Genomic DNA, 20,194 nt, shown 5'->3' with positions numbered 1-20,194 from the left:
AGCGTTCGCGCCTCGGGCCGACAAGTGCTACGGCTTCTTCTTCGGCGCGGACAGGCGCGAAAGCGCGCCCGACTCGCAGGCTTGGAGGATTTCGTCCGCGAGAGGCGAGTCATCGGGACAGGCGCGCGAGAGCACGACCGCGCCCACCAGTTGCGCGATGGCATCGATCGAGCGGGCTCGCGCTTCACGCTTGGCCGCGGCGCTTGTCGCGTTAGTCGCGTTAGTCGCGCCACTCGCGCCGTGCTTGCTCACCATGCTGGTCAGCAGCCGTTCAATGCCGTCGGCAAAGGCTTGCTTGACCTGTTCCGGCTGACGCCCGGCATCCACGGACAACGCCGCCATCGTGCAGCCCGTGCCGGGCGTATCGCGATGCTCGCGGGACAAGTACTGCTTGACGAACGCGGCAATGTCGATCCCTTCACTGCCGGCCGCCGACTCCGAAAAGCCACAGGCCGCCGCCTCCGCCATCAGATCGGCCTTCGAGCCAAAGTGCTTATAAAAGCCGCCGTGCGTGAAACCGGCGGCCGCCATCAGGTCCGCGACGCCCACCCCGTCGTAGCCTCGCTCGCGAAACAGCGTCGCAGCCGTCTCGACGATGCGCGCCCGGTTCGCCTGCGCTTGCGCCTTAGTGACCTTCATGTTCGGTGCCTCTCTTCGACTAACGCCACGCTAAAGTGTTAACTATACATTGATGTCGATCATCATCAAAGTCGTTGACTTTTTTGATGACGACCATCATTATTAACGCCAGCCTGCACCGCCGCCCATCGCTGATGGGCGGCAGCGGTCCCCACTCAAGCCAAGGAACACCAAGATGAAAGCCCTGCCCACTGTCCTCATTACCGGCGCCTCTTCGGGCATCGGCGCCGTTTATGCGGAGCGTTTTGCGCGCCGTGGCCACCCTCTCGTTCTGGTCGCGCGCGACAAGGCGCGGCTCGAAGCGCTGGCGAGCCGCTTGCGCGATGAAACGAAGGTCGATGTGGACGTGTTGCAGGCCGATCTGACGGAGCCCGCCGATCTCGCCGCAGTCGAAGCGCGCCTGCGCGAAGACGCGAACATTCGCGTGCTGATCAACAATGCCGGCCTTGCGCAGTCAGGCGGCTTTGTCGAGCAGAGCGCCGACGCCATCAATCGTCTGGTGACGCTCAACATCACCGCGCTGACACGGCTCGCGGCCGCCATCGCGCCGCGCCTTGCGCAAGCCGGCGAAGGGTCGATCGTCAACATCGGCTCGGTCGTCGGTCTCGCGCCCGAGTTCGGCATGACCGTGTACGGTGCAACGAAGGCGTACGTGCTGTTCCTGTCGCAGGGCTTGAGCCTGGAGCTGACGCCCAAAGGCGTGTATGTGCAAGCCGTGCTGCCGGCGGCCACGCGCACCGAAATTTGGGAGCGCGCCGGTATCGACATCGATACGCTGCCCGAAGTGATGGAAGTGGGTGAACTGGTGGATGCCGCGTTGATCGGCTACGACCGCCGCGAGTTGGTGACCATACCGCCGCTTCACGTCGCCGAACGCTGGGATGCACTCGACGCCGCGCGCCAGGGTTTGCTCTCCGATATCCGGCAAGCGCAAGCGGCGGAGCGTTATCGGGCGACGGCCTGATCCGCTTCGGTTGAGCGGAGCGCAGGCGTTAGCCCGCGTCGCTCGAACCGATGACCGCTTCGGGAAGCACGACGATTTTCCCGCGTCTTTCGCGGTCGAAGGTTGCGAGCACAGCGTCGCTTGCGTTAGCGAGTGGGAAAGCGATGGTCGCAGGCGGTCGAAGATGACCGCGCGCGACCATCGAAAACAGCGCGGCGCGTACGCGCCGCGCCTGTTCCGGCCGGGTTGCGAGGAAATAGCGCACATCGACGCCATGCAGCGTGGCGTTCTTGAGAAGCGCGAGATTGACCGGCAGCGACGGAATCGCGCCGCCCGCAAATCCGATCACGAGATAGCGGCCGCCTTTCGCAAGCGAGCGGAATGCAGGCTCCAGCATGTTTGCGCCGACGGGGTCGAGCACGACGTCGACGCCTTCGGGCGCCACACTCCTGAGCGCCTCGCGCCAGTCGGGAAGGCTGTAGTCGATCGCGGCCACGGCGCCGAGTTCGCATGCGGCTTTGCGCTTGGACTCGCTCGATGCCGCCGCAATCACACGAGCGCCCGCATGCACCGCAAGCTGAATGGCGGCGGACGACACTGCGCCGCCCGCTCCGAGTACCAGCAGCGTATCGGCGGCTGTTAAACGCGCCTGATCGAACAACGCGTAGTGTGCCGTCTGGTAGTCCACCAGCATGGCCGCGGCAATGGGCATGGGTAGCCCGCTCGGGGCGATGTCAACGTCAGCGGCATCGACCACCACGTATTCCGCGAGGCCGCCGCCAAGCTGCCAGGTGACGACACGTTCATCGACAAGCGGCCGCGTCACGCCCGGACCCACAGCGTCGACGACGCCGGCAATCTCTCCGCCGGGCACGTAAGGCAAGCGCGGTTTGATCTGATAGCGGCCTTGCATCATCAGCCCGTCGACGAAACCCAGAGCCGTTGCTTCGATGCGAATGCGCAGTTGTCCGTGACCGGGATCCGGCATCGGTTCATCAACTAACGCATAGGAGCCGATGTCGAAGCTTGTTCCAACGAAGCTTTTCACGCTCTATCTCCGTCTCTCTTACACAATCATCAGCATACCTACTAATGCGTGTGATTGCAGCCGCGCTTGGCTGCACAGCGAATGGCGGCTTCGCAAGACAACGTGCATCATCCGGCCAGGCGGGTAATTGCTATCCGACTGCCCGCCTGCTCGCGCAAACGAAACTTCTGGATCTTCCCTGTAGCGGTTTTCGGCAATTCGCCGAAAACGACGCGGCGCGGGCATTTGAAATGAGCCAGTCTTTCACGGCAGAACGAGATGACGTCCTGCTCGGTTATATAGGCTGCATCCGGCTTTAGTTCGATAAAAGCGCAAGGCGTCTCGCCCCATGTGTCGTCCGGCTGCGCGACCACGGCTGCATTGAGTACGCCCGACATGCGGTAGATCACCTCTTCCACTTCCACGGATGAAATGTTCTCTCCGCCTGAAATGATGACGTCCTTCGAGCGGTCCGTGATCTGGATATAGCCGTCCGGATGAACGACCGCAAGATCTCCGGTATGAAACCAGCCGCCGGCGAAAGCTTTTTCGGTTGCGTCGGCATTCTTCAGATATCCCATCATCACCGTATTGCCGCGGACGAGAACTTCGCCGCACGACTGGCTATCGGCCGGCACCGGTTCGAGCGTCGCGAGATCGGCGACCGACATTTTCTCGAACGCTGCCGCACGTACGCCTTGCCGCGCTTTCAATTTGCCTTGCTGCTCCGGCGGCAACGTATCCCACTCGTCGTGCCATGCACAGCTAATCGGCGTGCCGGAGATCTCGGTAATTCCAAATACGTGATCGACGTCGAAGCCCATTGCGCCGACGGCTTCGAGCACCGCAGCGGGCGCCGGCGAGCCGGCGGTGAGAACGCGCACGCGACGCGGCAACGGCTGCCGTTCCGACTGCGGCATGCTCGCGATGCCTGCGAGAACAATCGGTGCTGCACAGAAATGATCGACGCCATGTTTCTGGATCGCGGAAAGGATATTGGCCGCGTTGACTTTGCGCAGGCATACATGCGTTCCCGCCGCGGCAGTAATCGCCCATGTGAAGCACCAGCCGTTCGCATGGAACATGGGGAGCGTCCACAGATAAATCGGCGCACGCGGAAGCGGCCAATTCGTCATCTGCAGCAGGCTCATCAGATACGTGCCGCGATGGCTCGGAACGACGCCCTTCGGATCTCCTGTCGTGCCCGACGTGTAGTTCAACGCGATCGGCGTCCATTCGTCGACGGGGCCACGGCCGGCAAATGCCGGGTCGCCGCTGGCGAGCAGCGATTCATAATCGGTTTCGCCGATGGCGGCGCCGTCGGGCGCTTCATGATCGTTGATGTCGATGAGACGCGGCGGATTCGGGACTGACTGCAACGCTTTTTCGACCAACGCAGCAAACTCGCGATCCACCAGCAGAAGCTTGCATTCGCCGTGGCGTAGGATAAACGCGATGCCGTCAGCATCCAGCCGGCAATTGATCGCATTGAGCACAGCTCCCGAGAGCGGCACGCCGAAGTGCGCCTCGAGCATGGCCGGTGTATTCGGTGCGATGATCGACACGGTATCGCCCGGCTCGATGCCCAATTGAACGAGCGCCGACGCGAGGCGATAGCAACGCTCGCGCGTCGTCGCCCACGTCTGCCGGAATTCGCCATGAATGATCGCGGTGCGTTGCGGATAGACGTCGGCGGTTCGATCGAGGAAGGTTAATGGCGTCAACGGAACGTGGTTCGCCGGATTCTTCTCGAGCCCTCGCGAGTAGGCCTTTGCACTCATGACTTTGTCTCCGTTCATTCATTATAGAAAGTAGTGAAATCGCTCACTGGGACACGGTCCGTCACTAGCGAATTCTCGATACAGTCGTGATCGGCATAACCGAGGCTCATTCCGCAGACCAGCATCTGGTTGTCGGGAATCGACAGTTCGTCGGCGATCACGCGGTGGAATTTGTTGAAAGCCGCTTGCGGGCAAGTGTCGAGGCCGCGCGCGCGAGCGGCGAGCATCACGCTTTGCAGGAACATGCCGGTGTCCAGCAGACTGCCTTCGCGCATCACGCGGTCCACTGTAAAAAACAGGCCGACGGGTGCATCGAAGAAGCGATAGTTGCGGCCGTGCTGAACGTGCATTCGTTCCTTGTCGCCCTTCTCGATGCCGAGCAATCCATACAGGTTCCAACCCACCTTGCGGCGACGGTCCAGATACGGCGCGATCCATTCGCGTGGGTAGTAGTCGTAGGGCTCGTCGAGGTCGGAACTGCGGGCGGGATCGTCATTGATCTCGTTGATGGCGGCAGACAGCCGCGACTTCTTCGCGCCTGTCACGACGTGCACATGCCACGGCTGAATGTTGACGCCGGTAGCACTAAAGCGCGCGACCTCCAGGATGGACTCGATGTCCTCGCGCGCAACCGGTGTCGGCAAGAAAGCGCGAACGCTGCGCCGGGTGACGAGCGCCCAGTCGACGGCTCGACTGACGTCGATAAACGAGGTGAAAGGAGGCGGAGATAGACGATCCATTTCTTTCTGCATGTTAAAAATGTACTGCCGCGTAGACGTGGCTTTTCTCGAGTGAATAACCTGCAATAGGCGCTCTTAGCGCCCTGCACTGCGCTGAACTGCGGGAATAGCCGCACTGCGTCCGCGATAGGAATCGGCGCGCGCGTGATCGATCAGCGTCACGGCCATTGCACCAATCAAACCGGCCACGCCGATTGCCATGAAGTTCTGTTCCAGCGGCAGCTTCAGCGACACAAGCCAGCCGATTAGCACGGGCGCCACGATCGCGCCGATGCGGCCCACGCCAGAAGCAAAACCGACCCCCGTAGAGCGGATTGCATGAGGATAGAAGCCGCCCGCATAAGCATAGGCGAGCAATTGAGTACCGAGCGTCGATGCGCCCACAACGAATACAACGACAAACAATGACGCTGTCGATTTCGTGTATCCCATCAGCGAGAGTGCGACGGCTCCCACGACGTAGAACGCGATCAGCACCCGCTTGATATTGACCCTGTCGCCCAGCCAGCCGCCGAGAATCGCACCGGCAATCGCGCCGACGTTAAACACGATCACAAAGTTCAATGCCGAACCGAGGCTGTATCCCGCCATTGCCATGAGCTTGGTCAACCACGAACTCAATGCGTACACCATGAAGAGGCCCGTCATGAATGCGACCCACATCATCGTAGTACTGAAACCGCGGCCGTCCTGAAAGAGTCGTCGCACCGAGACGTCTCTATTTTTGTCCGACGACGGTCCTGCAAACTGCTCGTCGTCACTCAACGAATAGTCGGGCACGAGACGCTTCACGAGCGCGCGCAGTTCTTTATGTCGGCCGTTCTTGACCAGAAATGTCATCGAATGAGGCATCGTTTTAATGATGAACGGGATCAGCAGGACTGGCAGGCCCGCAGCAAAGAAGACGGATTGCCAGCCATAACTGCCGATAAGCTCCTTCGCAGTAAGCGCGACGAGAATGCCGCCAACCGAATATCCCGCGAATACGAGTGTGACCAATCGCGTGCGCAACGCATTGGGCGAGAACTCCGCCATTTGCGCGGTGACAATCGGCAAGACGCCTCCGATGCCGAGGCCCGCGATGAATCGGGTCACGCTGAAACTGACGGGATCGTTCGTCAGTCCGGCGGCGGCGGTAAAGAGACTGAACAGCGCCACACACACGCAGATCATCATGGGCCGGCCGAAACGGTCAGCCAGCGTGCCGAGGAAAATAGCCCCGAGCATGACGCCAAACAGTGCCGATGCGGCCATGATGCCGGCACTGGTCGCGTCGATGTGCATGCCCTTCATGATCGACGGCAACGCTGCACCGACGATGGCGAGATCGTAGCCGTCGACTATCAGCATCAACACGCACCAGAACAGGACCAGCCTGTGCAAGCCATTGAACCTGGCCTGGCCCGCGAGTGAATGAACATCGATCTGGTTCATGCTTGTCTCCTTTGGTTTAATGTCGTGGCCGAAGTCCGCGCAGGCCGCTGTGTTACAAGCAGTGTCGGGCGAAGGCTGCGGACAGTCGATGTCCATTAACTTCAAGATGAGTGAGGTCGCCGAACACCTGCGTTTGCGGTGTTGCGACACTGGCGGTCCCGGTGTAACGCTAACGCCCGGAACCGCACATGGCGCGCGCTGCCAACGCGATTAGTTAGAGCACACGAAGCTGGCCGCAAGGTTCTGATCGCCGCCGACGTATTTGGGCCACTGCGGGTATTCGCAAATTGGCCGCGTGCGTCCGACTGTCGGCGGAGCGAGGTCGGTGATAATCAGATTTTTGGGTTCGACGCCTTTCGTCACCCAGTTGTCCAATGCCGTCAGACCGTCATATGAACCATTGAATTGCCCGCCGGCACTGTGCGCCGCGCCCGGCACCACATAGAACTTTAGAAATTGACCCAGTGGTCCCTGCCCGAACCGGGATACCAGCCGGTCGTAGTAATCAATCGACAATTGCGCCGGAATGAACTGATCGGATTGTCCGTGCTGCAGAATGATCTTGCCGCCGCGCGCCTGGAATTGACTCAGGTCGGTACTCGTGCTGTCCATGAGCGCGCTCACCGCTTGCACGCGCGAGGTTAATGATCCGGGGTTGGCCGGATTAAAGTTCAGCGTGCTCAAGCCAGGATCGCGAGCAACCGCGAATCGAAGCATGTCATTTGAAAACGTATAGAAGAACGCGCTTTTGCCGATCACGCCAGGCTCGACTATCGCATCGGTGGCTGACGCGCCCCATGCAAAGGCGACGGACCAGAAGTCTGCTCCCGTGAACGCGTTAAATGCGGGGAAAGTCTGGACTCCGTTTACCAGGTTGAAGCTAAGGCTAAGCGGCGTGCCGGCGGTGGTCATCGTATTGATTTGCGCGTCCGACAAGCAGCTATCGCCAGTGTCGACGCCGCTCGGGCAACGAATCGTTGCTGGATCGAATACGCACGCCGCGGGGTTACTGATAATGCCGTCAGCCACGCCATCCAGAGCATCGCATTGCTTGATCACTGCTTCGAGAAGAACCTTGCCTTTGGCAGGCGTGACGTATCCTCCGGGCGCCAGCAGCGATCGCGAGATCCTGCCCATCTGAAGCCACAGTCCTGTTATTCCTGAAGCGGGATATGTGGAAATGATGCCGTCGTAGTCATGCGGGAATCGTTGTGCCGCGATCAGACCTTGCCGGCCTCCGCCTGAACCGCCAATAAAATAACTGTGCGTGAAGTCCGAGCCGTATCTTGCCTTTGCGATGTACGCTGCGAAGTCACGCGTCTTCTTGATGTGGTCGCCTGAGTAGTTGGCGAGTGCCTCATCGTTTGCCGCGAACGAACCGTCCATAAAGTTTCCCTCATGCCCAGCGTCGCTGCCGACAGTCACATAACCTCTGCGCAATGGTGTACTGACGCCTGCGGGCTCCGCCCCCGATAAGAACCCGTCCGCGGGAAAGCCTTCAGTATCGGGGATGGTGCCGTCAAATCCCCCGCCGCCAAAATGGACGACTTTGCCGTTGAAGTTAGTCGGTAGATCCGCCTCCACTCGAATATCCGGCGCATTGAAATCCACCGGATGAATGGCTCCGAGAACCTTGCAGTACTCGCCGTTGCTGTTGCCGGAATCGGTAGCTGCAACGAGCGTCGCGGATACGATAGTGGCACCCGTTGTCGGCAATCCGATCGAGCCGGCGGGAACGGTCGTACCCGCCAACGCACTACATTTCGCGGCGGGCGTCGCGACCGCGACGTTGGCCGGCGCGGAATCACTGCCGCCGCAGCCGGATACGGCAATAGCCGATACGGCGAATAAAGCACTCACCATTGCCGAGCTTCGGCGGCTTCTCAACCGGGTTCTCATTCTCGTCTCCGTCTATTTTTTATACCGCAATGAGTGGCTCGGTTGCTTTGCGCAACCGGGCGCGACGCGTCCTTTGATCTGCCGAACGCGAGTGCAGTGTCAGCCTGCTCGGCGCACCGATCCATGTCCGCCGACCTCAGTTTTCATGAGGCGTGCGGACACGCTCCGCTTAATCGAATGAGCGTTCGCGCGAGGCGTGATTGGGAGAAGAGGATTGAATCTTTCGACCATTCAGACGTGCAAGCACATCTGAACGCGTGAATGGTGTGATGACGATGCTATGAGTTCTAACGGTTAGGGATTCGCCTTGCCATGTCGGTACATTCCCGGACTCGCCCCCGTCCACTTTCTGAAGGCCCGGTGAAAAGCACTCGTTTCCTGAAATCCAGTGCGTGCAGCGACTTCTGCGACCGTGAGAGTACTGTTCGAAAACAACTCGATTGCGATGTCACGCCGCAATTCGTCTTTCAGTTGCCGATAGTTCGTGCCTTCAGCCAACAGGCGGCGTTGCAGCGTGGCCGCGGATAGATTCATTAGTCGCGATAGCTCGTCGAGGTCCGGCCAGTCGTCGGGGATCTGGTTTCTTAGCCGGCGTCTGACGAGGGCCGTAGTACTCGATTCGTTGCGATACTTGACCAGGATATTGGCGGGTGCATTTTGCAGAAAAGCACGCAGGCTCGCTTCCGTCTCGGACAGTTTCAGGTCGAGAAAACTGCGATCGAACCGGATCAGCGTTTCTTCCGCGGAGAACGTCACATCCTCGCAAAAGCGCATACGGTAGTCGCTGTCATCCGTTGGCGCCGAAGCGCGGAACCTCATCTCGATCAGCGGAATGCGTCTGCGTGCGAGCCAGCACGCAAGGCCGTGCACGAGGATGAACCAGGTCCCGTAGGCAAAGAGGCGGCGCGTTCGGCCATCGTCATGCAGGACGATCAGTGCATGCTCGCCGTCGCAGCGCAACTCGCCATGAATGTCGTCGAGAACCGCGCGCAGGAACTTCAGCATGCGACGCAGCGCGTGCTCGAGATTGTCGGCATGCAGCACGGCGTGACACATCAGCGCATAACTGCCTCGCCGCAATGCGTGGCTATCGAGACCAAAGAACTCGTCGTCCATCAAGTCGGCGAGAGCCGCCCACAGACGCGAAAAGGCTAATGCGGGCACTCGGGCTCTCGGCGCATTCAGCAATTCCGCCGCGATTCCCGCGTGCTGGAGAACCGCCGACACGTCGAGATTACGCTGCGTGGCGACGAGAATTGCTTCGCGCACGAGGCCGATAGAAGTTGTGCCCTTGTCTTGAGCGTCATTCATGGTCAGGGTCTACCTACAGAAAGTGCACTGATGTTAATCGCTGCGGCGCGCGAGCGAAACCTGGTATCACTGAGCATGAGCCGCACGATATGTCCGAAAGGCGCACGCAGGAAGAGGTCGATGGACATGGGCGTGGTTTCGCGTGCCGCTTACGATGATCAGTCAGTTGGTCGTCGCGAATATGCTTTGCCGGCCGGTCACTTTGAGGAGACAGCATTGCAAATTCACGGGAAAGGTTTCGTCGTCACAGGCGGCGGCTCAGGGCTTGGCGCAGCCACGGCGCGCCGTCTGGTGGCGGGCGGCGCCCGCGTGCTGCTGATCGACCTCGACGAGGACGCCGGTGCCTCACTCGCGGCGGAACTCGGCGCTAATGCCCACTTCGCCAGGGCCGACGTATCCGACTCCGCGAGCGCCGAGCGTGCGTTGGCCGCGTATTGCGAGACCTTCGGCGCGCTGCATGGCCTGATCAATTGCGCAGGCGTTGCGCCCGCCGAGAAAGTGCTCGGACGCGAAGGCCCGCATCGGCTGGAAAGTTTTGCGCGCACCGTTCAGATCAACCTGATCGGTGCGTTCAACATGGTGCGGCTGGCCGCGGCGTGCATGGCCGGGAACACGCCCGGGACCGATGGCGAGCGCGGGGTCATCATCAATACCGCTTCGGTTGCGGCCTTTGACGGCCAGATTGGACAAGCGGGCTACGCTGCATCGAAAGGCGGTGTCGTGGCGATGACGCTGCCTGTCGCGCGCGAATTGGCCCGCCACGGCATTCGAGTGCTCGCCGTCGCGCCCGGAATCATGGAGACGCCGATGCTCAAAGGCATGCCCACAGAAGTACAGGACGCGCTTGGGAAGATGGTGCCCTTTCCCCCGCGCCTGGGCCGGCCGGAAGAATTCGCGGCACTTGTGCTGCATATCGTCGAAAACACTTACCTCAACGGCGAGGTGATTCGTCTTGATGGCGCCATTCGTATGGCGGCGAAGTGAACTCAGTCATCGCCGCCGCCGGGTTCGAGTGGCGATGATTCATCGACGACGACACCTTCCTCACCCTTTGCAACGCCGCCATGAAGCGGCGAATGGAGACTCGCATGACTGCCTCTTCGATTTCCGATGATCCCGTTGTGATCGTCGCTGCTGCCCGCACGCCGCTGGGTGGTTTCCAGGGCAACTTCGCTTCGCTGACGGCGCCTGTACTGGGCGCGCACGCGATCCGGGCCGCGGTGCAACGTGCCGGACTGCAACCTGACGCCGTCGATGAAGTGCTGATGGGCTGCGTGCTGCCCGCGGGCCTCGGCCAGGCGCCCGCGCGCCAGGCGTCGCTCGGCGCGGGTTTGCCGCTATCGGCGGGCTGCACCACGATCAACAAGGTCTGCGGCTCGGGGATGAAGGCGGCGATGCTCGCGCACGATCTGCTGCTCAGCGGCAGTCAACGAGTGATCGTTGCGGGCGGCATGGAATCCATGAGCAACGCGCCGTACCTGTTGCCCAAGGCACGCTCGGGCCAGCGTCTGGGACACGGCCAGGTACTCGACCATATGTTCTTCGACGGCCTGGAGGATCACTACGGCCTCGCCTCCGATGGCCGCCTCATGGGCACCTTCGCCGAGGACTGCGCGCGCCGTTTCGATTTCACACGCGAGGCGCAAGACGCGTTCGCTTCGACCTCCACGCTGCGCGCGCAGCAGGCGCAGCGCGATGGCCTGTTCCGCTGGGAGCTTGCGCCGATGACCGTGCCGGGCCGTAACGGCGAGATACTCATCGACGAGGACGAAGCGCCGGCGAAGGCGCAACTGGACAAGATCCCGAAGCTCAAACCCGCGTTTGCAAAAGACGGCACGGTGACGGCGGCGAACTCCAGTTCCATCGCCGACGGTGCGGCGGCCCTCGTTCTGATGCGCCAGTCGACCGCACGCGAGCATGGCTTGGCGCCGCTCGCCGTGATCCGCGGACACGCCACGCATTCTCAGGAACCGGCCTGGTTCACGACGGCGCCGGTCGGTGCGATTCAGAAGCTGCTCGCCAAGGTGGGATGGCGGGCGAGCGATGTCGACGTTTGGGAAATCAACGAGGCATTCGCCGTGGTGGTCATGGCCGCGATGCGCGAGCTCCCGCTTTCGCACGAGCGCGTGAACGTGCATGGCGGTGCTTGCGCGCTGGGTCATCCGATCGGCGCGACGGGGGCGCGGGTTATCGTGACGCTGCTGGGTGCGCTTCGGCAACGCGGGGGGAAGCGTGGGGTGGCTAGTCTTTGTATCGGTGGGGGGGAGGCTACGGCGGTGGGGGTGGAGGTGGGGTGAGGGGGGATCAGGGTCAGTTGCAAGGCGCTGTTTGGGCGGCAGAACTGGAAGCCTTGGCGACGATTGCATGAAGAATCGCGCCCACGACAGGCAACCACAGCGGCGACCTTAGGTGGCACCGGGAGCTCATTTCAAGCGCGTCCCGTTTCACGCGCCCCCCTCACCCATGCAACCCCAACCCCTTCACCGCCTTATCCACAGCCTTCTTCGCCCCATGCACCGCGAGCCCCACCAGATCCAGATTACCGGCATCCTGTGCACGAAACACCTCACGATTCGCCGCGTCATGTCCAGTCGAAAACATCGCATGGACATACGGCACAATCTCGAGCTCGCGGCTAACTGCCTGTCGATGCGCGGCCTGCAAACCGGGCAAATCAGCGGCGAACACGAGCATTGGTTGCCCGAGCATGCGCCCATACCGACGTCCCGCAGCGTCCTCATAAGGCTCGCCTAGCGCATCGGGTATCGCAGCCGCCACGCCCGTCGCGAGAAATGCTACGACGTTGAGTTTTTGCCACACAGCCAGATCGTCGCGCACGATCAGCGCCACTTTCGTTTCGAACATGAACGTCCCTCCTTGGAACGCTCATGGTCCACGATCCGCGGCGATCAGTCTGGAACGTTTGTGCACATGCGCCGATAGGCCGCCGGCGTCATCCGGTACGCGCGATGAAACCAGCGGCCAAGATGACTCTGATCCGAGAACCCGACAGCCGCCGCAACCTGCGCAGGCTGATGACCGCTCGCCAGCATTTGACGCGCGGCGCGCAGACGCAAACGCACCAGATACGCATGCGGCGACGTGCCGAACGCGCGCTTGAAGAGGCGCGTCAACCGGAAGCGGTCGATGCCCGCAGCCGTCGCCAGTTCATCGAGTCCGATGTTGCCGGCCATCTGCTCGTGCAAAAGATCGCGCACGCGAAGCGCGGCGAGCGGTATCGCGGAGCCATTCGTCGACGGCGCATCAAGCACGTGGCCGCTGAGTTGCGTCAGCACGCGATCGAGCGCCTGGTCGCGCGCCAACCTGCCCTCATCGTGATAAATGGCGAAAAAAGCGGCCCGAATCGCATCGACGAGATATTGGTCGTCCACCAGCGTATGGCTAAAGGCCGCCTCAACCCCGCGCAACCCCGGAAGATTCAGTTGACGCGCCGCGTGCTCGACCCAGCCTTGCGGCAGATACAACGCGGCATAAGTAAAGCCGCTCGCCTCCGGCGCGTGGCCGTCATGCAGCGCGCCGGGCTCGATCAGGATCGCCCGACCCGGTGTGCTCGTGTGCAAAGACCGGTGGCACTGAAAACGTTGGACGCCTTGCTCCGTGTAGCCGATCAACATGTCGTCGTGATCGTGCGGATCGTAGGCGTGGCCTCTGAAATGCGCACGCAGCCCTTCAATGCCCGTCTCGGGATCGCGCCGCGCGACGAGCCAGTGATCGGTCCGCTCGTTAAACACGGTTGCGCCTGTCATCGCTTACTCCAATGGTGTCGGCATATTGCGTTAGCGCACGACTACTGCGTAAATGCGTTCCCTATGCCCGATCATCTGAACCTCGATGAGTCGCCGTATCGCGTCTTCGCAAGCGACTCGTTGATCAGCCAAAGCGGACAAAGCGGACCATAAGCGAGCTCCCGCAATTCCCGCTCACGCTCACGCTCACGCTCGCAGCGCCTTCGCAAGATCGGCCAACCGATACGGCTTCTGCACGAATATCAGATCCCGCAGTTCACTCTTCTCGTCGTGCAGCGGAGCCGGCGAATAGCCCGACGTGAGCACCACCCTGATCGCCGGATAATGCGAGCGGACGAGTTGCGCCAGTTCCAGCCCGCTCATGCCGTGGGCCATCGAGATGTCGGTGAAGACAACGTCGATGTCAGCCCGCTCCTCGAGAATCAGCGCCGCCTCCGACGCACTGCTCGCGGGCACCACCTCATAGCCGATGTTCATCAGCAGTTCGGACGCAACGCCGAGCACGTCGGGCTCGTCCTCGACCAGCAAAACGGTCTCATGCCTTGCCGTCGACGGCAGACCGACGGCTGCCGGCGGCTCCGCGACCGGCAGATAAAGATCGACCGTCGTGCCCTTGCCCACTTCGCTCGATAGATGCACGTCGCCGCCCGACTGGGCGATAAACCCGTACACCTGACTCAAGCCCAGTCCCGTGCCCTTGCCTGGCTGCTTGGTCGTGAAAAACGGCTCGAACGCCTGCGCGAGCACGTCCTCGGACATGCCGCTACCGGTATCCGCAACCGAAATGCGGACGTAGTGCCCGGCAGGCAGCGCGGGGGTCACTTCCGTCTCCGACTGGACCGTGTCGGTGGTGATCGTGACCGCGCCGCCGGTCGGCATGGCGTCGACCGCGTTGACAACCAGATTGAGCAGAGCGGCCTCGAAACGCGCGGCATCGACGGATGCGAAAGCGTGCGTGGCATGCAGGCCAAGCTCGACATGCGTGTTGCGGTTGCCGGCGCGCGAGAGCATGGGCGTGAACTCGCGAATCAATCCGTTCAGATCGTGTACCTGCGCCTGCAACGGCTGTTGCCGCGCGAACGACAGCAACTGCTGCGTCAGCGACGCGCCGCGGTCGATCGCCCGCCGCATTCCATCGATCATTTTCTTGTCGAGCGGCGTGCGCGCCTGGAGCGCGAGCACCTCGAGACCGTTGGACAGCACGGCCAGCAGATTGTTGAAGTCGTGCGCGACGCCGCCCGTCAGCCGCCCGATCGCTTCCATCTTCTGCGCCTGGAACAGCGCGGCGTTGGCCTTCTCGAGCGCGGCCGCGGCTTCCTTGCGCTCGGTGATGTCGCGCGTCACCTTTGCAAATCCGACGAGAGCACCCGCTTCGTCGCGGATCGCGTCGACCACGACGTGCGCCCAGAAGCGGCTGCCGCCTTTGCGAACCCGCCATCCTTCGCGTTCGGCACGGCCTTCTCTCGCCGCGATCGCGAGTATCTGCGCGGGCGCGCCGGCTGCTTTGTCCTCGTCCGTGTAGAAACGCGAGAAATGCTCGCCGATGATCTCCGACTGCCGATACCCCTTGATCCGCTCGGCGCCGACGTTCCAACTCGTGACGACTCCGGCAGGCGAGAGCATGAATATCGCGTAGTCAGTGACGCCCTGAACGAGAATCCGGAACTGCTCCTCTGTTTCGCGCGTCACATCCTGCCTGTCGTCACTCTGACTCATAAGGGTTGTTCCAGATCGGTAAGAAAATGTACTTACCGGACTCATTTTACCCTCGGCATGCGCGGGCCGTTCAGGCGGCAAGCGGAAGCCTGTTTGCTTGCTGATGGCGCCGCTATCGAATTGAAGACGAAGGTCGTGCGTATTCGGCAACACGTCGTTGAATGCGACCGCACGCCGCACACCGCGCATCCCTGATAATCTGAGCGTCCTGGCCCCGCGGCGCGGCAGTTGGACGCGCGCCGCATTGCCGTCGACCGAACTCCGATGCCGCCACTGTTTCGCCGCTTACTACTGCTTTACCACGCACTGCGATATGGCGCGCGCCTGCTCTGGCTCGCCGCGCCGTCCGATCGCAAGCTCCACTGGATGATCGAACTCGTCGGCCGCGTGCATGCGTCGGCGGACAGCGCGCGCAGCGTGCACGGCCTGCTGCCCGCGCTCGGCCCGCTTGCCGGCCGTTTCGCGAAGACGCTAGTCGAGCGTCCGGAACTGGCGAACGCGACATTGCACGACGCCATCGACGCCGTCGATCATCTGGAAACGCCGCTGCCGCCGCGCGAATCCGAGGAGGCGCTGGCGCGCGCGTTCGGCCGCCCGCTCGCCACGCTTTTCAGCGCGGTGGACCTCGTTCCGGTGCGCAGCGGTTTTGCCGAACAGACGCATTTCGCTCGGCTCATCATGCCGGTCAACGGTCATCGCGAGGTGGCGATCAAGCTGCTGCGCGCCGGCCAGTTGCAGCAGATCGGCGACGAACTCGCGCTGTTGCGCTGGGTCGCGCGCTGGCTGGAAAAAGTGTCCGGCACGGCGCGCCGCCTGCGGCTGCGGGCGCTCGCGCAAACCTTCACCGACGACATCCTGCGCCGCTTCGATCTGCGCGCCGAAGCCGCCAACCTGAGTCAGACCGGCCATCATTTCGACGGCGACACGCGCATCGTCGTGCCCAACGTGATCTGGGACCTGTGCACGCCCCTCACGCTCACCATGCAGCGCATCGACACGCTGCCGGCGAGCGACCTGAGCGGCCTGCACGCGCATCACGTGAAACTCGCGCCGCTCGCCGCGCATATCGTCGAAGTCGTGACCGAGCAGGCTTTCGAACACGGCTTCTTTCACGCGACGCTCGACGCGCGGCGGGTTCGCGTGAGCATCGAACCGGATTCGCTGGGCCGCCTCGTGCTGGCCGAGTTTTCGATCATGTCGAGCCTGTCGACCGGCGAGCGCGAGTTCTTCGTGCACGGCGCGACTGCGCTGTTCGAGCAGGACTATGGACGGCTCGCGGAACTGCATCGCGACGCGGGACACGTGCCGCACGACACGCGCGCCGAGTTGCTCGAAGCGGAGTTGCGCACGCGTGCCGAAGCGCATTTCGCGGCCGCGCCAGAGGACCGTTCGGCGGGCTCGCTGTTTCATCATCTGCTGCACGCGGTGCATCCGTTCGACGGCACCGTATCGAGCCGCCTTGCCACCGCGCAACGCTCGTTCCAGCAGGCCGAGATGCTGGCGCGTGCGCTGCATCCGGGCGTCGATACATGGAATATCGCGCGCGGTGTGCTCGCGGATATTGCGCGGCGCGACGTCGATCATCGCGGCTGGTTCAAGCGCATTTCACGCGAACTGCCGCATCTCGCGCACATGCTGCCGCGCGTGCCGCAACTGGCCGTGCGCTATCTGCAGCACGAGCACGATCGCGCGCGCTCGCCGGGGCAGAACGCTCGACTGCTTGCCGAGATCGGCCGCGAATATCGGCGCACGCGCGCGCTGTTGTGGGCGTGTGTGTTGTGCGGCGGCGTCCTCGGCGCGGGCACGGTGTTGTTGATGTGGTGATGTCATGCGTTGATGTGTTGATGTGCTTGCGCGGCCCGTCGCGTTCTGCCGATCAAAACTTCGCGGGTCCGCTACATGCTCGTACGATCGCGGAAGCCGTTCTTCATCAGAAAGCACTGCGCCACCAGCAAGGAGCAAGACAACCATGAAGCAGACCGATCCAGCCACTGTTCAGACCAACATCGCGGCGGAAATGCACGTTAGCGCCGGCTTCGACGCCAACGAGGAAATCGAGCGCCGCATCTCTTTTCTCGCGAACTATCTGCGCAGCAACGGCCTGAAGACGTACGTGCTCGGCATCAGCGGCGGCGTGGATTCGACGACGGCCGGGCGCCTCGCGCAACTGGCCGTCGAGCGCTTGCGCGCCGAAAATTACGACGCGCGTTTCGTCGCGATACGCCTGCCGCACGGCGAGCAGAAAGACGAGGCCGACGCGCAGCAGGCGCTCGCCTTCATTCGTGCGGACGAGACGCTGACCATCGACATCAAGCCCGCCGCCGACGCGATGCTCGCGTCGCTGCATCAAAGCGGCCTGCCGTTCGCGGACGAAGCGCAGGAAGACTTCGTGCACGGCAACATCAAGGCGCGGCAACGAATGATTGCGCAGTACGCGGTGGCGAGCACGCGCACGGGCGTGGTGATCGGCACGGATCACGCGGCGGAATCGCTAATGGGATTTTTTACGAAGTTCGGCGACGGCGGCGCCGATGTGCTGCCGCTCGCGGGCCTCAACAAGCGCCGCGTGCGTGCGGTCGCGAAGGCGCTCGGTGCCTCGGACGCGCTCGCGCACAAGGTGCCGACCGCGGACCTCGAAGCGTTGCGCCCGCAACGGCCCGACGAAGATGCCTACGGCGTACCGTACGAGACGATCGACGACTTCCTGGAAGGCAAACCGGTCAGCGACGAGGCACGCAACATCATCTTGCGTTTCCACGATGTGACGCGGCACAAGCGCGCGCTGCCGTACACGCCGTTCGACTGGCCCGCGCCCACGAGCGAAACGTGAGCCGCAACATGAGCCGCAACGCGAACCGCAGCTCAGCGCTTAGTGCGCGGGCGGCTGGGCGGGCGGCGAGTCGTCGGTGAAAAGATCGGCGCTCGCCTCGAGCGCCATTCCGCCCAGGTGCTTGCCATGAATCTGCCGCGCGATGACTTCGCCGACATACGGCACTTGCGCGTCCAGTTCGACCGTGGCGTAGGCGCCAGGCGTGCCCGCGTCGACGACCTCGACGTTGCGCGCGTAATGCCCCAGCTCGTGCTTGAGGAATTCGCGCACTTCCTGCTCGGTGCACGACGGCGCGATGTTGCGCACGATCAGGTTCATGCTGCCTACTCCTGGCGGCTGCCGCCGGACCTGTCGACGCGCACGCGCGCCGGGCGCAATGCCGCCCGTTGTCTCGCCTGTGCGGCGGCCAGTTCGCGGATGAGTGCGGCGCCCGCCGCGCCGAGCGCGGCCAATGACAGGTAGAAAGCGATCATTTGAATCTCCGATATTCCGCGCGGTATTCCGATGAGCCCGCCGGGGTCCTGTTTAAGGATAGCCACTTACGATCGGACACGCGATGCGACGCGGCGTCACCATGACAAGCTCGCACCGGGTAGCACGATCAATGTGCACTGTACCTGAACCGCGCCCTTTCCGTTCGGCAGCAACACTGTTTTGACTAACTGCGCCGCGGCGCCTGGAAATTGTGCTGAACATTGCGCGTGCAGACGCGGGTTGCAAGAAGCGGACCGCGGCATGCATGCCGGAGTTCGTTGCGCCGATCGGCGAACGGAAGCTGCTGCTCGCCGCGCGAGCGTCAGTCCGCGTCCTGCACGTTGGCCGCGCTCACCCACCACGCGTTCTTGCCTTGCGGCAATGCGACCAGCACCGCGGACGGATCGTCCACGCCGTCGTCCGCCACTTCGCACACGGCAAGTCCGTCGGGCAGATGCTTCACTTCCCCGGCCGACTGGAACAACGCGATGCGCTGCGCGTTCAGCGGACGCAGTTGACGATAGACATCGAAGCTGATGGCCGCGGGCACATCGCCGCGAATTTGCAGCGCGTCGGCTTTGCCGCAATGCGCCGGCTCGGCGGCGAACACGGGCGCGGCGCCGACGGCGCATGCAACGCTCAGCACGGCAAGCGTCGCTGCGGCAAGACGTGAATAAGTCATGGTAATTCTCCAGGAATGAGTTGATTCGGCGAGTTCGATGCGAAAGCCGCGTGCTGAAAGACGGCGAGCGGCGACGACAAGTAAGTAATGCGGGCTGGCGGCACGCGCTGACAAAAAGCGTTTGTGGGTCACGCCCGCAAAGTTGGAGACAGGATCGAGCGTTCCGGCGCATTCAACCTTTTTCGCAAGCGCGGCGCGATCCGCGCCGACACCAACCGTTACGGCTGCGTGCCGCGCCCCGCTGTGCGCCCGCTGTCGGCGCTCGTCGCAACATCCAGCCGGCTGATGTCGCAAGACTCCTGGCTAAAGCCAGAATAGACCACCGACCAATCACCGACGATCGCCGCCTGCGCTTCCGCAAGACTCAACTTGCCTTCGCAGACGCAGCGCTTGAGCATGACCGCCGCGCGCGCCTTGCGCCGCTCGCCCTGCCGTCCCGCCCAGGGCAGAAGGCCGAGATTGGACGGCGCGTCCGGCGAGCCGCCGAGCACCACGGGCACGCGCCGATCGAGCGCGAACTCGGCGCCGTCGTCCGCGTCGATGCCGCGCTCCGCGAGCATCCGGTCCTTGTGCGCCATCAGTTCATCGAACGGCGGCGAGACCGCGCTCGCATAGCCAGGGCGGCAAATCGTCTCGCGGATGGATTGCTGCGTCACGCGTTCGTCGAGCATGGCTGCGTCCTGCGCATACACTGCGCCGACGCGCACTGCGAGCAGCGCGGCAAGACCCAGCGTCAGCGTGAAACGCGCGCGCCACGCGCGCCGCCGCGCGAACGCAACTGCGCGCGGTCGAAAAGTACTGCCTATGTGGTCGCCGGAAGCCTCGCCGCGACGCCTGTCTGCAATGCCTGCCTTCATTCGTCGGCGCGCCTGTCGAGGCACGCGGTAGTTCAATTCGCAAGGCAATTAAAACACATTCGATACGCATACGGAAAAAACCGCCGACTCCGAG

General features: G+C 62.7%; 19 protein-coding genes. 5 read left to right on the top strand and 14 right to left on the bottom strand.

The window, feature by feature from the left end; all coding sequences use genetic code 11:
• Positions 1-27 precede the first annotated feature (27 nt).
• Entirely contained in the window at positions 28-639 is a 612-nt protein-coding gene (locus tag BGRAMDRAFT_RS27135) for a TetR/AcrR family transcriptional regulator (RefSeq protein WP_006052094.1), read from the bottom strand.
• Positions 640-814: 175 nt separating this feature from the next.
• Here BGRAMDRAFT_RS27135 and BGRAMDRAFT_RS27130 point away from each other — a divergent pair, with 175 nt between their 5' ends.
• On the top strand, positions 815-1,603 hold the full coding sequence (locus tag BGRAMDRAFT_RS27130) for an SDR family NAD(P)-dependent oxidoreductase (RefSeq protein ID WP_006052093.1): 789 nt from the start codon (positions 815-817) through the stop codon (positions 1,601-1,603).
• Between the two features lie 28 nt (positions 1,604-1,631).
• Here the strand turns inward: BGRAMDRAFT_RS27130 and BGRAMDRAFT_RS27125 are convergent, their stop codons facing one another.
• The 6 genes from BGRAMDRAFT_RS27125 to BGRAMDRAFT_RS27100 form a co-directional block, all read right to left on the bottom strand.
• Entirely contained in the window at positions 1,632-2,630 is a 999-nt protein-coding gene (locus tag BGRAMDRAFT_RS27125) for an NADPH:quinone oxidoreductase family protein (protein WP_006052092.1), read from the bottom strand.
• Between the two features lie 107 nt (positions 2,631-2,737).
• Complete coding sequence (locus tag BGRAMDRAFT_RS27120) at positions 2,738-4,390, bottom strand: AMP-binding protein (protein ID WP_006052091.1); 1,653 nt, start codon at positions 4,388-4,390, stop codon at positions 2,738-2,740.
• Positions 4,391-4,404: 14 nt separating this feature from the next.
• On the bottom strand, positions 4,405-5,130 hold the full coding sequence (locus BGRAMDRAFT_RS27115) for a nitroreductase (protein ID WP_044021904.1): 726 nt from the start codon (positions 5,128-5,130) through the stop codon (positions 4,405-4,407).
• Positions 5,131-5,205: 75 nt separating this feature from the next.
• Positions 5,206-6,564, bottom strand: coding sequence for an MFS transporter (locus BGRAMDRAFT_RS27110; RefSeq protein ID WP_006052089.1), 1,359 nt, complete (start codon positions 6,562-6,564; stop codon positions 5,206-5,208).
• Positions 6,565-6,774: 210 nt separating this feature from the next.
• A complete protein-coding gene (locus BGRAMDRAFT_RS27105) occupies positions 6,775-8,463 on the bottom strand; it encodes a tannase/feruloyl esterase family alpha/beta hydrolase (protein WP_006052088.1) in 1,689 nt (562 codons plus the stop codon).
• Between the two features lie 294 nt (positions 8,464-8,757).
• A complete protein-coding gene (locus BGRAMDRAFT_RS27100) occupies positions 8,758-9,774 on the bottom strand; it encodes an AraC family transcriptional regulator (RefSeq protein WP_006052087.1) in 1,017 nt (338 codons plus the stop codon).
• 216 nt (positions 9,775-9,990) lie between these two features.
• On the opposite strand from BGRAMDRAFT_RS27100, the gene BGRAMDRAFT_RS27095 reads away from it, so the two are divergent.
• Together BGRAMDRAFT_RS27095 and BGRAMDRAFT_RS27090 are read left to right on the top strand one after the other, a co-directional pair.
• The gene (locus tag BGRAMDRAFT_RS27095; protein WP_044021903.1) at positions 9,991-10,758 is read left to right on the top strand and encodes a 3-hydroxyacyl-CoA dehydrogenase; all 768 of its coding nucleotides are present in this window, start codon (positions 9,991-9,993) and stop codon (positions 10,756-10,758) included.
• A gap of 104 nt (positions 10,759-10,862) precedes the next feature.
• Positions 10,863-12,071 (top strand): acetyl-CoA C-acetyltransferase, encoded by a 1,209-nt coding sequence (locus BGRAMDRAFT_RS27090; protein ID WP_006052085.1) that lies wholly within the window; start codon positions 10,863-10,865, stop codon positions 12,069-12,071.
• A gap of 160 nt (positions 12,072-12,231) precedes the next feature.
• Here the strand turns inward: BGRAMDRAFT_RS27090 and BGRAMDRAFT_RS27085 are convergent, their stop codons facing one another.
• The 3 genes from BGRAMDRAFT_RS27085 to BGRAMDRAFT_RS27075 all read right to left on the bottom strand — a co-directional run bounded on the left by BGRAMDRAFT_RS27085 (position 12,232) and on the right by BGRAMDRAFT_RS27075 (position 15,257).
• On the bottom strand, positions 12,232-12,639 hold the full coding sequence (locus BGRAMDRAFT_RS27085) for a DUF2000 domain-containing protein (RefSeq protein ID WP_006052084.1): 408 nt from the start codon (positions 12,637-12,639) through the stop codon (positions 12,232-12,234).
• A 44-nt stretch (positions 12,640-12,683) separates the two neighbouring features.
• Positions 12,684-13,541: an AraC family transcriptional regulator gene (locus BGRAMDRAFT_RS27080; RefSeq protein WP_006052083.1), complete on the bottom strand. Its 858-nt coding sequence runs from the start codon at positions 13,539-13,541 to the stop codon at positions 12,684-12,686.
• 186 nt (positions 13,542-13,727) lie between these two features.
• The gene (locus tag BGRAMDRAFT_RS27075) at positions 13,728-15,257 is read right to left on the bottom strand and encodes a PAS domain-containing sensor histidine kinase (RefSeq protein ID WP_006052082.1); all 1,530 of its coding nucleotides are present in this window, start codon (positions 15,255-15,257) and stop codon (positions 13,728-13,730) included.
• A 264-nt stretch (positions 15,258-15,521) separates the two neighbouring features.
• Here BGRAMDRAFT_RS27075 and BGRAMDRAFT_RS27070 point away from each other — a divergent pair, with 264 nt between their 5' ends.
• The gene (locus BGRAMDRAFT_RS27070; protein ID WP_006052081.1) at positions 15,522-17,081 is read left to right on the top strand and encodes an ABC1 kinase family protein; all 1,560 of its coding nucleotides are present in this window, start codon (positions 15,522-15,524) and stop codon (positions 17,079-17,081) included.
• 145 nt (positions 17,082-17,226) lie between these two features.
• Positions 17,227-18,087, top strand: a complete 861-nt coding sequence (gene nadE / locus BGRAMDRAFT_RS27065; protein ID WP_006052080.1) for an ammonia-dependent NAD(+) synthetase — start codon at positions 17,227-17,229, stop codon at positions 18,085-18,087.
• A 39-nt stretch (positions 18,088-18,126) separates the two neighbouring features.
• Here the strand turns inward: nadE and BGRAMDRAFT_RS27060 are convergent, their stop codons facing one another.
• The 4 genes from BGRAMDRAFT_RS27060 to BGRAMDRAFT_RS27050 form a co-directional block, all read right to left on the bottom strand.
• The gene (locus BGRAMDRAFT_RS27060) at positions 18,127-18,405 is read right to left on the bottom strand and encodes an RNA-binding protein (RefSeq protein ID WP_006052079.1); all 279 of its coding nucleotides are present in this window, start codon (positions 18,403-18,405) and stop codon (positions 18,127-18,129) included.
• 5 nt (positions 18,406-18,410) lie between these two features.
• A complete protein-coding gene (locus tag BGRAMDRAFT_RS35095) occupies positions 18,411-18,560 on the bottom strand; it encodes a hypothetical protein (RefSeq protein ID WP_006052078.1) in 150 nt (49 codons plus the stop codon).
• Positions 18,561-18,883: 323 nt separating this feature from the next.
• Positions 18,884-19,243 (bottom strand): hypothetical protein, encoded by a 360-nt coding sequence (locus BGRAMDRAFT_RS27055; RefSeq protein ID WP_006052077.1) that lies wholly within the window; start codon positions 19,241-19,243, stop codon positions 18,884-18,886.
• A 218-nt stretch (positions 19,244-19,461) separates the two neighbouring features.
• Positions 19,462-20,100, bottom strand: a complete 639-nt coding sequence (locus tag BGRAMDRAFT_RS27050; RefSeq protein ID WP_006052076.1) for a hypothetical protein — start codon at positions 20,098-20,100, stop codon at positions 19,462-19,464.
• Positions 20,101-20,194 lie beyond the last annotated feature (94 nt).

Source organism: Paraburkholderia graminis C4D1M, assembly GCF_000172415.1.
Taxonomy (GTDB): domain Bacteria; phylum Pseudomonadota; class Gammaproteobacteria; order Burkholderiales; family Burkholderiaceae; genus Paraburkholderia; species Paraburkholderia graminis.
This window is presented reverse-complemented; position numbering and strand designations above follow the sequence as displayed.

Bases quoted from the DNA above. Each gene is read 5' to 3' on its own strand.
- BGRAMDRAFT_RS27130 (WP_006052093.1), top strand. From the start codon at position 815: ATGAAAGCCCTGCCCACTGTCCTCATTACCGGCGCCTCTTCGGGCATC.
- BGRAMDRAFT_RS27060 (WP_006052079.1), bottom strand. From the start codon at position 18,405: ATGAACCTGATCGTGCGCAACATCGCGCCGTCGTGCACCGAGCAGGAA.
- BGRAMDRAFT_RS27080 (WP_006052083.1), bottom strand. From the start codon at position 13,541: ATGACAGGCGCAACCGTGTTTAACGAGCGGACCGATCACTGGCTCGTC.
- BGRAMDRAFT_RS27090 (WP_006052085.1), top strand. From the start codon at position 10,863: ATGACTGCCTCTTCGATTTCCGATGATCCCGTTGTGATCGTCGCTGCT.
- BGRAMDRAFT_RS27105 (WP_006052088.1), bottom strand. From the start codon at position 8,463: ATGAGAACCCGGTTGAGAAGCCGCCGAAGCTCGGCAATGGTGAGTGCT.
- BGRAMDRAFT_RS27055 (WP_006052077.1), bottom strand. From the start codon at position 19,243: ATGACTTATTCACGTCTTGCCGCAGCGACGCTTGCCGTGCTGAGCGTT.
- BGRAMDRAFT_RS27100 (WP_006052087.1), bottom strand. From the start codon at position 9,774: ATGAATGACGCTCAAGACAAGGGCACAACTTCTATCGGCCTCGTGCGC.
- BGRAMDRAFT_RS27075 (WP_006052082.1), bottom strand. From the start codon at position 15,257: ATGAGTCAGAGTGACGACAGGCAGGATGTGACGCGCGAAACAGAGGAG.
- BGRAMDRAFT_RS27070 (WP_006052081.1), top strand. From the start codon at position 15,522: ATGCCGCCACTGTTTCGCCGCTTACTACTGCTTTACCACGCACTGCGA.
- nadE (WP_006052080.1), top strand. From the start codon at position 17,227: ATGAAGCAGACCGATCCAGCCACTGTTCAGACCAACATCGCGGCGGAA.
- BGRAMDRAFT_RS27085 (WP_006052084.1), bottom strand. From the start codon at position 12,639: ATGTTCGAAACGAAAGTGGCGCTGATCGTGCGCGACGATCTGGCTGTG.
- BGRAMDRAFT_RS35095 (WP_006052078.1), bottom strand. From the start codon at position 18,560: ATGATCGCTTTCTACCTGTCATTGGCCGCGCTCGGCGCGGCGGGCGCC.
- BGRAMDRAFT_RS27110 (WP_006052089.1), bottom strand. From the start codon at position 6,564: ATGAACCAGATCGATGTTCATTCACTCGCGGGCCAGGCCAGGTTCAAT.
- BGRAMDRAFT_RS27135 (WP_006052094.1), bottom strand. From the start codon at position 639: ATGAAGGTCACTAAGGCGCAAGCGCAGGCGAACCGGGCGCGCATCGTC.
- BGRAMDRAFT_RS27115 (WP_044021904.1), bottom strand. From the start codon at position 5,130: ATGGATCGTCTATCTCCGCCTCCTTTCACCTCGTTTATCGACGTCAGT.
- BGRAMDRAFT_RS27120 (WP_006052091.1), bottom strand. From the start codon at position 4,390: ATGAGTGCAAAGGCCTACTCGCGAGGGCTCGAGAAGAATCCGGCGAAC.
- BGRAMDRAFT_RS27050 (WP_006052076.1), bottom strand. From the start codon at position 20,100: ATGAAGGCAGGCATTGCAGACAGGCGTCGCGGCGAGGCTTCCGGCGAC.